Source organism: Sulfurovum aggregans (assembly GCF_055385215.1).
This window is the reverse complement of sequence record NZ_AP042387.1, coordinates 149,276-163,418: the sequence shown is the minus strand read 5'-3', so window position 1 is coordinate 163,418 and position 14,143 is coordinate 149,276. Positions and strand designations below refer to the sequence as shown.

12 protein-coding genes are annotated in these 14,143 nt (G+C 38.3%); 10 read left to right on the top strand and 2 right to left on the bottom strand.

Annotation, left to right across the window (positions count from 1 at the left end; translation table 11 throughout):
- Positions 1 to 188 precede the first annotated feature (188 nt).
- The gene (locus ACZ48W_RS00755; protein ID WP_464828861.1) at positions 189 to 1,901 is read left to right on the top strand and encodes a sensor domain-containing diguanylate cyclase; all 1,713 of its coding nucleotides are present in this window, start codon (positions 189 to 191) and stop codon (positions 1,899 to 1,901) included.
- Positions 1,902 to 1,934: 33 nt separating this feature from the next.
- Here ACZ48W_RS00755 and ACZ48W_RS00750 read toward each other — a convergent pair whose 3' ends face one another.
- Complete coding sequence (locus ACZ48W_RS00750; protein ID WP_464828860.1) at positions 1,935 to 2,672, bottom strand: exonuclease domain-containing protein; 738 nt, start codon at positions 2,670 to 2,672, stop codon at positions 1,935 to 1,937.
- A 133-nt stretch (positions 2,673 to 2,805) separates the two neighbouring features.
- Here ACZ48W_RS00750 and ACZ48W_RS00745 point away from each other — a divergent pair, with 133 nt between their 5' ends.
- The 7 genes from ACZ48W_RS00745 to ACZ48W_RS00715 all read left to right on the top strand — a co-directional run bounded on the left by ACZ48W_RS00745 (position 2,806) and on the right by ACZ48W_RS00715 (position 8,263).
- Positions 2,806 to 3,267 carry an iron-sulfur cluster assembly scaffold protein gene (locus ACZ48W_RS00745; protein WP_464828859.1) on the top strand — a complete coding sequence of 154 codons (462 nt, stop codon included), beginning with the start codon at positions 2,806 to 2,808 and terminating at the stop codon, positions 3,265 to 3,267.
- Positions 3,264 to 4,100, top strand: coding sequence for a hypothetical protein (locus ACZ48W_RS00740; RefSeq protein WP_464828858.1), 837 nt, complete (start codon positions 3,264 to 3,266; stop codon positions 4,098 to 4,100). The genes ACZ48W_RS00745 and ACZ48W_RS00740 overlap by 4 nt, the downstream gene beginning before the upstream one ends.
- Entirely contained in the window at positions 4,093 to 4,908 is an 816-nt protein-coding gene (locus ACZ48W_RS00735) for a phosphatidylserine decarboxylase (protein ID WP_464828857.1), read from the top strand. Before ACZ48W_RS00740 ends, ACZ48W_RS00735 begins: the two co-directional genes overlap by 8 nt.
- Positions 4,909 to 4,923: 15 nt before the next feature.
- Complete coding sequence (locus tag ACZ48W_RS00730; RefSeq protein WP_464828856.1) at positions 4,924 to 5,844, top strand: PDC sensor domain-containing protein; 921 nt, start codon at positions 4,924 to 4,926, stop codon at positions 5,842 to 5,844.
- Positions 5,841 to 6,464: an HAD family hydrolase gene (locus ACZ48W_RS00725; protein WP_464828855.1), complete on the top strand. Its 624-nt coding sequence runs from the start codon at positions 5,841 to 5,843 to the stop codon at positions 6,462 to 6,464. Before ACZ48W_RS00730 ends, ACZ48W_RS00725 begins: the two co-directional genes overlap by 4 nt.
- A gap of 437 nt (positions 6,465 to 6,901) precedes the next feature.
- Complete coding sequence (locus ACZ48W_RS00720; protein ID WP_464828854.1) at positions 6,902 to 7,606, top strand: DUF445 domain-containing protein; 705 nt, start codon at positions 6,902 to 6,904, stop codon at positions 7,604 to 7,606.
- A 90-nt stretch (positions 7,607 to 7,696) separates the two neighbouring features.
- The gene (locus ACZ48W_RS00715) at positions 7,697 to 8,263 is read left to right on the top strand and encodes a L,D-transpeptidase (RefSeq protein ID WP_464828853.1); all 567 of its coding nucleotides are present in this window, start codon (positions 7,697 to 7,699) and stop codon (positions 8,261 to 8,263) included.
- A gap of 49 nt (positions 8,264 to 8,312) precedes the next feature.
- Here the strand turns inward: ACZ48W_RS00715 and ACZ48W_RS00710 are convergent, their stop codons facing one another.
- Positions 8,313 to 8,873: a class I SAM-dependent methyltransferase gene (locus tag ACZ48W_RS00710; RefSeq protein ID WP_464828852.1), complete on the bottom strand. Its 561-nt coding sequence runs from the start codon at positions 8,871 to 8,873 to the stop codon at positions 8,313 to 8,315.
- A gap of 89 nt (positions 8,874 to 8,962) precedes the next feature.
- Between ACZ48W_RS00710 and ACZ48W_RS00705 the strand changes: the two genes are divergently transcribed.
- Both ACZ48W_RS00705 and ACZ48W_RS00700 read left to right on the top strand, forming a co-directional pair.
- Complete coding sequence (locus tag ACZ48W_RS00705) at positions 8,963 to 9,742, top strand: exodeoxyribonuclease III (protein WP_464828851.1); 780 nt, start codon at positions 8,963 to 8,965, stop codon at positions 9,740 to 9,742.
- 539 nt (positions 9,743 to 10,281) lie between these two features.
- Complete coding sequence (locus tag ACZ48W_RS00700) at positions 10,282 to 14,127, top strand: EAL domain-containing protein (RefSeq protein ID WP_464828850.1); 3,846 nt, start codon at positions 10,282 to 10,284, stop codon at positions 14,125 to 14,127.
- Positions 14,128 to 14,143: the final 16 nt, after the last annotated feature.

Sequence of the window (14,143 nt, the reverse complement as noted above, 5' to 3'; positions counted from 1 at the left end):
ATTAAAGCTGTATTTTACCGAATTAGAGCTTATCGCATCTTAGAGTTGTTCTTTGAAGGAAAAAGAAAACATTTTTAATTATATTATTTTATATACTTTTTTTCATTAATTATTTTTAGTTATAGTATATATATAAAGTTTACTGTGTTGAACAACTCTGCCTAATGAATGATATAAGGGGTACAGAGATGCAAAAAATATTATCTTTCATTTTGTTATTTTCTTTTTATATTAACCCTCTTCAGGCAAATATTTCCATCAAACCACTTGATCTTGCTACATCACATTATGCGATCGGCCGTTCTGTCCTGGTATATGAAGATAAAGATGCCAATATGACACTTTATGATATCCGTCGCCTCTCTTCAAATGATTTTGTACCGTTAAATAAGCCTGTATCAAGTCGGCTGTTCACAAATTCTGCATTATGGTATCTGTTCACAGTTATTAACAATGAGAAAGATCCTGTAAACAGATTGATCATATTTGAACCCGCCTGGCTCGATACGATCAATATTACCATAGTATCCGAAAATGGACAGATACAAAACTACCGGAGTGGTAACATATACCCTTATGCCAGACGTGTGATCGATCATTATTTTATCAATTTCAATCATGATTTTGAACCGGGGCTTTCTACAGTTTATGTACAGGTGAGAACGCGTGATCCTTTTATTGTTTCTATCTCTCTTATGAAAATACCAACATTCCTGGCAGACCAGATCGGTGCTTCATTTTGGATCGGCTTGATCTATGGCGGAATCATTGCTATGTTGTTTTATAATATTTTTCTTTTTTTTGGTATCAAAGAGCGTTACTATGCTTTTTATGTATTGTATCTTTGTACTTTTTTTATGATGAATGCAGCCTATAACGGTTATACGTTTATGTATTTCTTTTCCAATTATCCTAATGTCCAAAATTGGGCACAGTCCATATCGATCTTCTTTTTTGTATTTGCATCACTTCTCTTTGCCCAATCCTTCTTAAATCTTAAAAAATATCATTTTACCCTTTATGCGGTAACTACTTATTTTATATATTTTATTCTTGGTATCTCACTGCTTTCGGCAGCTATCGGCGGGTATCGTTATCATGTGATCTTCGCCATTCTCTCTATTATGCTGACAAGTATCTATATCTTCGGTATTGCACTGTTTTCCTGGTTAAAGGGCAATCGTTCAGCAAGGTTCTTCCTTCTTGGTGCTGCCAGTGGTCTTATAGGCTCTTTTATAACTGCATTGACGGTGATGTCTTTTATCCCGTACAGCTATATGACATACAAAGCGACTGATTTTGGAATGTATATTGATGCAGTACTTCTTTCTATGGCACTTGCAGATCGTATGAAGATCACACAGGAAAAGAAATTGATAGCGGAAAAAGAGGCAAAAACAGATATTTTGACAGGATTGTTCAACCGAAGAGCCTATGATAAAATAAGTCATGCGGAGTACCAGAGATTAGTCCGTCTGGACAGGGGCCTCTCTGTAATAATGTTTGATATTGATGACTTTAAAACAGTGAATGATACGTATGGCCATAATGCAGGCGATATTATGTTGAAAACTGTAGCAAGTATTGTAAAGCGGGTCATGCGGGAGTATGACTATGCTTTTAGAATGGGAGGAGATGAATTCCTGCTGTTATTGCCGGAAACAAAGGAGACAGAAGCCTATCAACTGGCTGAACGCCTCAGAACAGAACTAAAGGACCAAAAGATAAAAGTGAATGGAGATAAACACTCTATTACAGCCAGTTTCGGTATATCTCAGTTCGTACCGACCGATGAAAGTATAGAAAATGTTGCAAAACGGGCAGATAAAGCACTTTATCAGGCTAAAAAGTCCGGCAAGGACAGAGTAGTCATCTTAAACAGCCGGGTTGAAGGAGAATAGAAATAGAACAGTCCATTCAGAGTCATTGGTATATTATCCCAGATAGTGATCCAGAGTGAACTGCATATCCTCATCTAATTCAAGGTTGTTTCTCATCCATTTGAGGTATCCTGGATCTTCCATGGCTATCTCTTCTATGTCTCTGTCTTTGTATTTTCCGAATTTAAAGGTTCTCATCATCACAGGTGTCTGAGTGAGTTCTGCCAGTTTTTGCATAGGATTCAATCCCGGATAGTGTTCCTGGGTGAGTTGTACCAGTCTGGACAGAAGTAATTTCATTACCAATACATCACCGATGGCATCATGTGCTTTGATGGTAATACCAAGCTTGGCTGCTTCCGCTTCCTCTATTTTGTAGAGATCCAGGGCATAACGTAGATACTGCAGGCGATGGTAGGGCATTTCAGGTAGAAGATGTTTTGCACAGCGCAGTGTATCTATAAGCGTATAGTGATTTTCAAATCCCTCTTTTTTAAGCATGGATAAGTCAAAATTGATATTATGTGCAATGAGATAGTTCTCTTTTTCATTTAATTCAACGATCTTTTGAGCAAATTCTGTTTCAGAGTAGGGTGCTTTTCCGGCGATGATGTCGGGTGTGATATTATGTACTTCCATCGCTTCGATACTGATCGCCAATGGTGCGGAGCAGAACTCGTCATATACTTCTATTTTTTCTTTGCTGTATACTATCATTGCCCCTATCTGTATGATACGGTCCTCTTCCCTGTTTCCCGTGGTCTCTGTATCGAAAAGTATATATTTTGCCATGAATAACCTTACGTTTTTTTGTCTGTGGATATTTTATCTTCAGTTTGCAAATCATAGCGTTTTTTTCTATAGTTTTGCCTAATTAATAACAAATGGATATAATACTGATTATTTGTATAACACTGGAGTATAAATGAATGTTGATGCACAACTGATAGAACATATGATGAATCCCAAAAACTATGGTACATTGGCAAGTAGCAATGCACAGGGGATAGGGAAAAATCCTGAAAATGGTGAAAAGGTAGTGATCTATCTGAGGGTAGGTACCGATGAAGATGAAGCCTATATTGATGATATTGCTTTTCAGGCCATAGGCTGTACGACAACAGTCGTTGCAGGCTCTATGATAACAGAAGAGGCAAGAGGGCTTAATTTTAACGGGGTGAGAAACCTTATAGAAGCAACGATGAAGCTGCTTGAAAGACTTCCGCCTGAAGATGCTGCATGTTCAGAAATGGTAGCTTTGGCATTGAAAGCAGCTATCGATACCTATGAAAAACAACTGGAAGACCCGGACTATCCTGTGATCACCTATAAAGTCGTCAACAGCTGTGTGCCGAAAGAAGAAAACCAAGAGGGAGAAGAACAATGATGAAAACAGTAATGATCAAAACACATGAAGCCTGGCTTGCAATGCTTATGGCGGGTTTTATGAGCAGAACTGAAAACAAACAGGTACTTTTTGATTTTTCAGATATTCTGTTCAGACATTTTACCTGGCTGGAAAATGAACTTATTGAACTTGGAGAATCCTATGATTATGACAGGGATAATATTCCTGTTAAAGTAGAGAGATTATCCGATCTTTTGAATGATATTATAAAAAGACTCAATGAGATCGACCTTCAGCTGCTCAGTTCACCGGACAAAGCGCTGGATGCACGTATCTCAAGTGACCTTTACTATATGATCAATGTCCTGAAAGATATGAATGATGAAGTGATCACTGCATTCAGTATGGAGCGTAAATTTCCGGGTCTGGAACTGACAGAGGAGGCTACAGATGCTTTGACACTGTTCTTATTTGAAGAGACCTATAAAGAGTATGAACTCATTATGATATACAACTATCTCAAAGCGCACAGTAATGATGCTTACATGAACAGGATCTTTCAGATACTCATTGACGAGAGTTTCTTCCATCTCAAAAGTTTTGGAGATATGGGGGCAAAGATGGGAATACTGGCCGTACCGCGTGTAGTGATGAAAGAACTTTATCAGGTAGAGGATGTCGTACAGTTCCTTAAAGACGGTATTGATGAAGAGCTTGCTGCAAAAGAGGAGTGTAAAAAACTTTCTGAAGCTGTATCGAAAGACAGTCCCGAGTTGGCAAAATTCTTTGATTTCATCAATCATCAGGAAAACTACCATATTTCACTTATGACAGATGCATTAGCGCATTATACAAAGGATAAAAATGCCTAAACATTTTACTTCTGTCATAGCAAATTATTTTGGAAAGTTCGCTTCCAAAGCATTTCCTGCACCTGTACAGCATTTTATCAATACCGGTTATGTGAAACTTATGGGGCTTGATATGAGTGAGTTTAAGGATCCTAATGCCTATCCTACCCTTAACAAACTTTTCACCAGAGCTCTAGAGAAGCCCAGACCGTTACCGGAAGATAAAGATGCACTTATCTCAGGCGTAGATGCACTGGTCACGGATGCAGGTACCATCACTGACGGGAAAGCCTATCAGATCAAAGGGATGAGCTACAGTATTGAGAAGCTTTTCGGAGAGCATCATAAGGCCGCAGCCGGTTGGTTGGAAGGCGGAGAGTTCATGAATTTTTATCTTTCTCCCAAAGATTACCACCGATATCATATGCCTATGGATCTGAAGGTCCATTCTCTTACCCATATCCCAGGTAAGCTTTACCCGGTTAATTTCCCGCTTTTGCGCAATATGAAAGAACTTTTCATAGAGAATGAAAGAGTGGTCATGGAGTGTGAAGACAGGGTAGGCAGAATGCATGTGCTTGTATTGGTCGGGGCACTGAATGTAGGTGAAATGGTTGTTTCTTTTGAAGAACGTGTACGAACAAACAGTGATATACGGGAATCCGACCATTATACTTATGAAGATCTATGGTTGGAGAGAGGAGAACTTTTCGGTTGGTTTGAAATGGGGTCGACACTTTTGACCTTCTCACAGAAAGGGAGTATCCTTCCTGAAGTAGCGATCAATCAAAAGGTATCATTTACAGATGTCCTGGGAAAGATACTTTAATTATAAAGGAGTAGTATGCTAGTCGTTAGAGAGATACAGGAATACGCACAGATACGTACCAAAGCCAGAGCTTACCTCTGCTATATTATGAGTCGCAACATCTCACAAAGCATGGAGGGTAGTACACTTGAGAGTGTGATCAAAAAGATAAAGAACCTCAAAGAGGCGATCCCCAAGAGTGAAGTGATCTATGCAATAGACGGTAACGGTATTCAGATCGTTGACAATATCTCTTCCAACCCCAAACTGAACGGTTTTGGCAAAGGGGAAGACAGAAGCGACAGAGCCTATTATTATAAAACCTTTAAAGAACATCGATGTATGCTGACCGACCCGTATCCTTCGCTTGTAAGCAATGAACTTGTCGTGACTGCAACCTTTCCACTTTATGATAAGGATGATCAGCTTTTAGCGATCATCTGTATAGATATTACCCTGCATAATATCCTCAGAATGGTACATCCAAGTTCTGTCAATTCTACATTCGGTACGGCAAGCAAATGGATATACTCTGCTTTCTCCATAGCACTTTTTGCAGTGGCGTTGCTGCTTTTTGTCAAGGGGGTAACAAGTTTTATGAGTTTTGGGATGGATTTCACAAATATTGATATTAATGAAATGTTCAAGTCAACCATTCTTCTTACCCTTTCTCTGGCCATTATAGACCTGGTCAAAGCGATCTTTGAAGAAGAGGTACTGGGGAAAGAGAAGAAAAAAGGGAGTTCGGAAGACAGTCATCAGACAATGATACGCTTTTTGGGCTCTATCATCATCGCCCTCTCTATAGAAGCATTGATGCTTGTCTTCAAGTTTGCATTGACTGACCCGGAAAAACTGCTCTATGCCGTTTACCTTCTTATCGGGATCACTGCATTGATATTGGGGCTTTCTGTTTATTTGAAAGTAAATCAAAAAGTGAACCAGAACAATAGATGAGACAAAAACTGATCATTTTCGATATGGATGGTACACTGGTAAACAGTTCTCTGACCATTGCCAATGCCATTAACTATGTACGCCAAAATCTGGGGTTTGAGCCTATGAGTCAGGAGTATATTCTGAAACGTGTGAATGACCATACACTCAACCCTGCCCAGGCCTTTTACCATACACGTAGATTTGAACCGCATCATGAACAGTGGTTTTCCGAATATTATACGAAAAACCATGAAAATGAACTGGTGCTTTATGATGGTATCAAAGAACTTCTGGAGGCTCTTAAATCCCGAGGACATGCATTGGCAGTGGCTACCAATGCCTACAGAGGCTCTACTATTGAATCACTCACACATCTTGGTGTGTATGACCATTTTGATGCCATAGCGTGTTATGATGATGTACAGCAGGGAAAACCCCATCCGGATATGCTCTACAAGATACTGGATGAGTTGGATCACAGTAAAGATAAAGCACTTTTTATCGGTGACGGTCCGCGTGATGAGATGGCAAGTAAAAGGGCAGAGATCCCTTATATTATGGTTGACTGGGGTTTTACAGAGCACAGGGATGCTGTCAGAAGCGTAGATGATCTTAGGGAGATGTTGCTTGGGAGTTAACGTTTGACTTCCTTTCATCCCACCTCTCCGGAGACTGTAAAAGAACTAGGCACCTTGGAAGTGAAGGCTTCAGCCTCACCCAAATATTTGCATATTTTTAGGTTGTTTTAACAGAAAAAGCAATATTTTCCATTAAATACAAACTTTTTTAGGCAAAAAAGCTTTTGGTGGGACTGAAGTCTCCACTTCCATGAGTTCTTTCACCGTCTCCGGAGCTTGGGGACGAGAAAAACAAATAATTTAACTTTCGTATATACGTCATTCCCGACCAGATCGGGAATCTAGAATTTAAACTTCAGAGAATATATGGGCAATGTATCAAAGATTCTAGATCCCCGTATCAAGCACGAGGATGATGATGGAAATGCATGTACTAAAGTTGTGTAAATAAACCTAAAATATGCTATAGTTCACAAAAAAAAACAGAGAGATTTACCATGTCCAAATCACTGGTTACCGATATCCTTTCCATATTACTTATAGGTGTATCATTTGTACTGCCGCCGCAGTACCACAATGCCGTACTTTTTACAGGGCTCTTTGCACTCTCCGGAGCTGTTACCAACCAACTTGCCATTCATATGCTTTTTGAGAAAGTACCCTTGTTGTATGGTTCGGGGGTCATAGAGAAGAATTTCGATACCTTTAAAGTCTCTATTAAAAATATGATCATGAAACAGTTCTTTACCAAAGAACAGTTGGGAAATTTCTTTGCAAAAGAGGAGCAGAAGATAGACCTTCGTCCTTTGGTAGAAGGGGCGGATTTTTCTCCGGCTTTTGATGCACTTTCCAAGACAGTGATGGAGTCAAAGTTCGGTGGAGCTATCAGTATGTTCGGAGGAGAAGAGGCTCTGGATGGATTGCGAGAGCCTTTTTCCCGTAAACTGAAAAGTGCAGTAAGTTCCATCGTCTCTTCTGATGCCTTCAAAGCGCAACTGGACCACCACATACAAAGTTCAGCACTCAGTGAAGACCTGATAGCTTCTGTTGAACAACTCATTACAAGAAGGCTTGAGGAACTGACACCCAGGATGGTTAAAGAACTTGTACAGGAACTTATCAAAGAGCATTTGGGCTGGTTAGTCGTATGGGGTGGCGTTTTTGGTGGACTTATAGGACTTATTTCATCATTTTTCATTTAACTGCCTATTTTTAAGCAGGAACTAAGAATACTTTTATTTCTAATTTATATTAAACAGATAGAATGCTCTCATCAAAAATTCGGAGACTGAATGAAATATATCAAAATACTATTGGCAACACTACTGCTCATATCTATTGCAAATGCAAAGAGCTATACAGAGTTTAAAAAATCAACAAACTTCCCTAAAACCACTAAGGTTTTTACAGATGATGCTCTTCTTAAAAAGGCAAATGGAGAAAATACAAAAGTGAAGATCGATATCAGTGAACAGCGTATCAAACTTTATGCAAATAATAAAATAGCTATCGACTCTCCTGCAACAACAGGCAAAAAATATAAAAGAACACCTAAAGGCAGTTTTAAAATTACTGAGAAGATCAAAAATAAACGTTCAACTATCTTTGGAAAGCTTTATAATGGAAAGAAAATGGTTTTCAAAGGTGACAGAAGAAAGTATAAAGGTAAATACACCAGATACGAAGGTGCTGCACTTAAAAACTGGATGCGTTTAACAAGCACAGGTATCGGTATTCACGGAAGTAAATATATCTTTAGAGTACCTCACAGTAACGGATGTGTACGTGTACCATATGCTGTTGTGAACAAAATTTACAGCTACGTAGGCAAAGGGACTGAAGTAAGCGTAGTTCAATAATCTTTCACTTATTATTCTCGGGGTTCCCCGAGAATTTTTCTCTATTCTCTTATTTTTTCTTTTTACCCACTATCGAAGCTTTTTTCATCTTAAACCCTTTCATCGTTTCATCCCAGTATTCACGACTCTCTATAAGTTCCAGATCATTTTTAAATGCATTTTCAAGTTCGCCTTCTTCCAACAGATAAGAACGTTTTGAGGGTACCTGCTCATTGTCGGGATGATAAACGAATGTCTCGTAGATCAGAATACCGCCTGTTTTAAGTGCCTCTATGATCTGGGGAAAGAGTTCTCTTTTGAGAAAGAAGGTACAGACAATGAGGTCATAGTGGTCTTTAGGCAGGGTATAGGTATCAAAGTCCACTTCTTTGGCATGAATATGAGGGATGCCCTGCAGTGACTCTATGGCCAGTGAACTTACATCCAAAGCATCCACCTCAAAGCCCCGTGATGCCAGGTACTTACTGTGCCGTCCCATACCGCAGGCGATATCGAGGGCTTGTTTCCCTGGAGCAAGTTCGGCAAAATCTGTAATGAGTTTGATGGGTCTATCAGGGATAGGGTTGTTTTGGTATTTTTTATTCCATTTTTCTTTATCAGCTTGAGCCATAATGAAGCCTTTTTTGCTATTATTCTATCCAAAGAATAATCAAGGAACTATTATAAAAAGAATTAAAATTCAGTACAGTGAGGCACTAAATGACAAATCGTAAAACACTTACTTTTATATCATGGAATGTAAACGGCATTAGAGCGGTGGAGAAGAAAGAAGCACTCAAGTGGATAGATGAGGCAAAGGTAGATTTCTTAGGACTGCAAGAGATTAAAGCAGAAGCCGACCAGATACCTGAAAGCATTTTTGAAAGAAACTATAAATTCCAAAGCATCAACTCCTCTTCAAAAAAAGGACAGTCGGGTGTAGCACTTTACACTGACATCAAAGGTGAAGCTTTTTGCTGTTCCCATGTAGACATCTTGGATGAAGGACGCATCAACGAATACCACTTTGGAGATATCGCATATTTTAACGTCTATTTTCCTAACGGACAACGTAACGATGAGCGTTTAGCATACAAAATGGCATTTTATGACCGCTTTTTGGACCATATTAATTCTTTACGGGAAGAGGGTAAGTCCATTGTAGTCTGCGGCGATGTAAATACCGCACACAGAGAGATAGACCTCGCCCGTCCAAAAGCGAATGAAGATACATCAGGTTTTCTGCCAATTGAGCGTGAATGGATGGACAAACTCCTGGAACACGGCTACATAGATACTTTCAGACACATAAAAGGTGATGAAGTTGACCGCTACAGCTGGTGGAGTTACCGAGCAGGGGCCAGAGCAAGGAATGTAGGCTGGCGTATAGACTATTTCTTTGTCTCCGAAGACTTAAGAGAGAAAATAATTGATGCAGATATTCTGGATCATGTGACGGGAAGTGATCACTGTCCGGTGAAGTTGGTGTTGGAAGTGTAATTCCAGTTTTGTTTAAAGGAGTACTTTTCTGAGTGTTCTGGCAAAAGAGTTAAAGTGATATCTTTATCTTTTATCACTTTCTCCTTTTAAAGCAGATTCTATAACTATACAAATAGTTAGTTATTTCTCTTTTCTTTGTAGAGTTATTGTATCTTAATAAAGATATTTCTTATTACTATTTCTTATCCATTGATTTACTCTGAATTATACTTTGTTGCCAAAATAACTAGAACGATGAAATATTGTAAATTTATCGTCAATTGTCTACAATAAACGGTTAATAATATTGACAAAAAACTATATAAATCCTATAATTAAAAAGATTTTTATACCTTTGGTTAGTTGGAATCAAGGATATACGATTGCATGGGTTGTTTATATATTTAAGAGTTACAGAGTTATATCACTTAGTGTCTCGCTGAAAGAACAAAGAGAATTTTGGATGCAAGAAGGTATAGACAGATAAGTTAACGTTTGAATTAGAATCTAGAATAGAGTGATCCCCTTGCTTGCAGCGGGACAGTTTATGAAGTGGATGTATGATGAAAAAGATCAATATCAGCAATTTACAAACTTTAGATACAAAACATCATCTTTTTAATAATTATGAACACTTGCTTAATACAGGGTTTTGTTACATTGATTATAGTGAGAATCAGGTCTATATCAGTAATACTGTTTACATCCTTCTGAATATTTCTGAATATCAAAATACTTTGACCAGCAATGATATACTCCATTTTATCAAAAAAGAGGAACGTAATAAATTCCTGAATCAGTTTTTTTCAAAAATACCTTTTAAAAAAGAACTGAAAGGTCAATATACCATTATAACCGACCCTGACAATGAGAGAATAGTACAGCTTCTTTCCCGTACTTATTTCGACACACATCATAAACCTCTTTATACCATCAGTACCATTACAGATATTACTCTTGAAGAGAATAAACTCCAGGAGATCAATCTGACCAATATGCAGCTTCAGGCTATTTTTGAACAGACACTTTCAGGGATCATTTTATTGGATATAGAGACTATGGAGTTTCAAGCAGTAAATCCGGCGATCTGCTCTATGCTGGGATATAGCCAAAATGAACTTATTACTATGTCTGTTCTGGATATACACCCCAAAGAGTTCCATTCCTTTATCAGATCACAATTTGATCTTCAGTCATCAGGGAAATTGAAAACAGCTCTCAATATACCGATGCAGCGTAAAGACGGTTCCATTTTTTATGCCGATATTACAAGGAAAGTTATTACGATTCAGGGAAAAAGATTTATTTCATCCTTTTTTACCGATCTGAGTGAGCAGAAAGAGATGCAGGAGCGTCTGTTAGCGAGTGATAACCGCTTTAAACAGCTTGTTGCCGGACTCTCAACTATCGCTGTACAAGGCTATGATCAGAACCATAGGGTTATTTACTGGAACAAGGCGAGTGAAAAGCTTTATGGGTACAGCAGTGATGAGGCTATGGGACACCTCCTTGAAGATCTTATTATCCCGGAAGAAGCAGTTGATGATGTTCGCAAGGGGATCGATAACTGGATAGAGAACGATATAGTGATACCCTCATCCGAACTTGTTTTAAAGCATAAAGACGGCAGTGATGTCAAAGTATTCAGTTCTCATGTTATGCAAACCAATATTGAAGGGAAAAAAGAGCTCTTCTGTGTAGATATAGACTTGAGTGAACTCTCGGATACGAAAGAGTTGAATACACAACTCACCTCTTCACTCAACATGCAAAATATTGTTCTTTCACTCTCAACAGACTTTATGTTCCTTCTTGATATGCAGGGAAGAATACTCTGGTGGAACAAAGCACTGGAAACGGTAACAAAAAGGTCCCATAAAGAGATAGACAGGCTTTTTGCAATTGATTTTGTAGCAAAAAGGTATCAAAAAAAGGTAAGAGAACTGATTAAAGTGGTTCTGAAAAAAGGAATCGTAAAAACAGACTTTCCCATATTGACAAGCAAGGGTGAACGTATCTATCATTTTAATGCCCAGATGACAGTTGTAGACGGAGTGAACTGTATTGCAGGTACCGGACATGATATCCATGATCTTATTGAACAAAAAAGAATCATTAATGAACAAAACAAATTTTTTAAAGATCTTAATTCTATTACCGATATCCTGGCATCCAATAAAGAGATCGACAGCAAGATCAATGATATATTGCTTAAAATATTAACGATCTTCAATGTTGAGATAGCGTGGTTCTATCACAAACAAAACAAAAAAGATGGATTTGTTATTGAGTATGAAGCAAGTAAGAAAGGATATGGAAGTAAAAATATCGGGCAATATATATTACGGGAAGGTTCTTTTGAAAAGGAGATCCTTGCTAAAGTAAAAAAGCATAAAGCACCGCTTCAGGTAGAGCGATCTTCTTTTAAAAAGCATGTTCCAAAATGGGTGGACAGGATGCAGATCAAAAGTTCAACACTGACCATAATCAATCCTTATGAAGATGATCTTTGGATCCTGGGTATGCACCAATGTAAAGAAGTTACACGATACAGTGATACACAGCTGCATCTCTTTGATCTGATCGCACGCCGTATTGAAGCGATATTCGGACAGCTTCTTTTAACAAAACAGTTGCAAAGAGATATCCAGAAACGGAAGAAGATAGAACATGAACTGCGCCAGAGTCAATATGATCTGAAACTTGCAGCTACGGTTTTCCGTAATACTGATGAAGGTGTTATTATTACGGATAAAGATGCTGTTATACAGGATGTAAATGATGCATTTACGTCTATTACAGGTTATACAAAAGAGGAAGTGATTGGTAAAAAGCCAAACCTTTTAATGTCATCAAAACATACTAAAAATTTCTGGAATGAGTTTTGGTATCAACTTAGAACAAGAGGCTCTTTTTCCGGTGAAGTCATTAACTGTAAAAAAGACGGATCACTCTATCCTGAGTGGTTGACTGTAAGTGATGTTCTGGATAAAAATGACAGACTTACAGGGTATGTAGGTGTTTTCAGCGATATAAGCGAGTTAAAAACCATTCAGGAGAAACTTGATCATCATGCTCATCATGATATATTGACAGACCTGCCTAACCGCTTACTGTTTAACAATCAACTTACACATGCCATTAAACGTGCTACCCGGAATCGGACAAGATTTGCACTTATCTTTCTGGATCTGGATCACTTTAAAGATATTAATGATTCATTGGGACATACGGTTGGTGATGAACTGCTCAAAGAGGTTGCTTTGCGTTTAAGCAGTGTAATACGTATGGATGATACACTGTCCCGTTTTGGTGGTGATGAGTTTGTTATTTTGCTTGAGAATATTCAGAAAAACAATGACATTGTTTTCCTTGTAGACAAAATAAAAAGTACTTTTAAAAATGCTTTCAATCTCCAGGATAAAAAATTCTATATTTCATCAAGTATGGGTATTGCTATTTATCCGGATGATGGGGAAGAGGGGCATGAGCTTATAAAAAATGCTGATACAGCGATGTATTCAGCCAAAGATGATGGACGAAACCGTTACCGTTTTTATACGCAGGCATTGACAGAAGAAGCCATTAATCGTATGGAGATAGAGAATGCTATGCGAGAAGCGATCGATCATGACTATTTTCAGCTTTATTATCAACCGCAGATCGATGTTCTGGAGAACAATATTATCGGTTTTGAGGCACTCATACGCTGGGAAGATCCGATACGGGGCTTTGTATCTCCAAATCATTTCATTCCTCTGGCTGAAGACAGCGGTCTTATTGTAGATATTGGACGGTGGGTTATGAAAGAGGTTTGCAGACAGGCTGCTCTTTGGAAAAAAGAGAAGTTGGATTGCAAAAAAATATCAATCAATATTTCAGGTCAACAAGTATGGAATACGTCACTGTATAAGGAATTAAAAGAGCAGATCGAGAGTAATGGACTTAAAAGTTCATGTATTGAGATAGAGATCACTGAAAGTTTTCTCATGCGTGAAGTGAAAAAAGGCGTAAAAGAATTACAGGCATTGAGAGATTATGGTGTAACGATCGCAGTAGATGATTTTGGAACAGGCTATTCATCGCTTAATTACCTGAAGCAGCTGCCAATTACAAAACTAAAGATCGATAAATCATTCATTGACCATGTACCATACAAAGAGGATGATGTTGCCATTACAAAGACTATCATCTCACTGGCAGAGAACCTTGGTCTCGAGATTATTGCTGAAGGGGTAGAAACTAAAGCACAACTGGAATTTCTTCTGCAGGAAGGTTGTACACAGATACAAGGCTACTACTACTCGAAACCTCTTAATGTTACTGAAGCAACTGAGTATCTCAAAAGATTTAAAGACAAAAAAGTAAGTCCCCGATTCCCTTCTGTATTCTCGTATCAGATATGAAAGAAGCAGGAAAGGG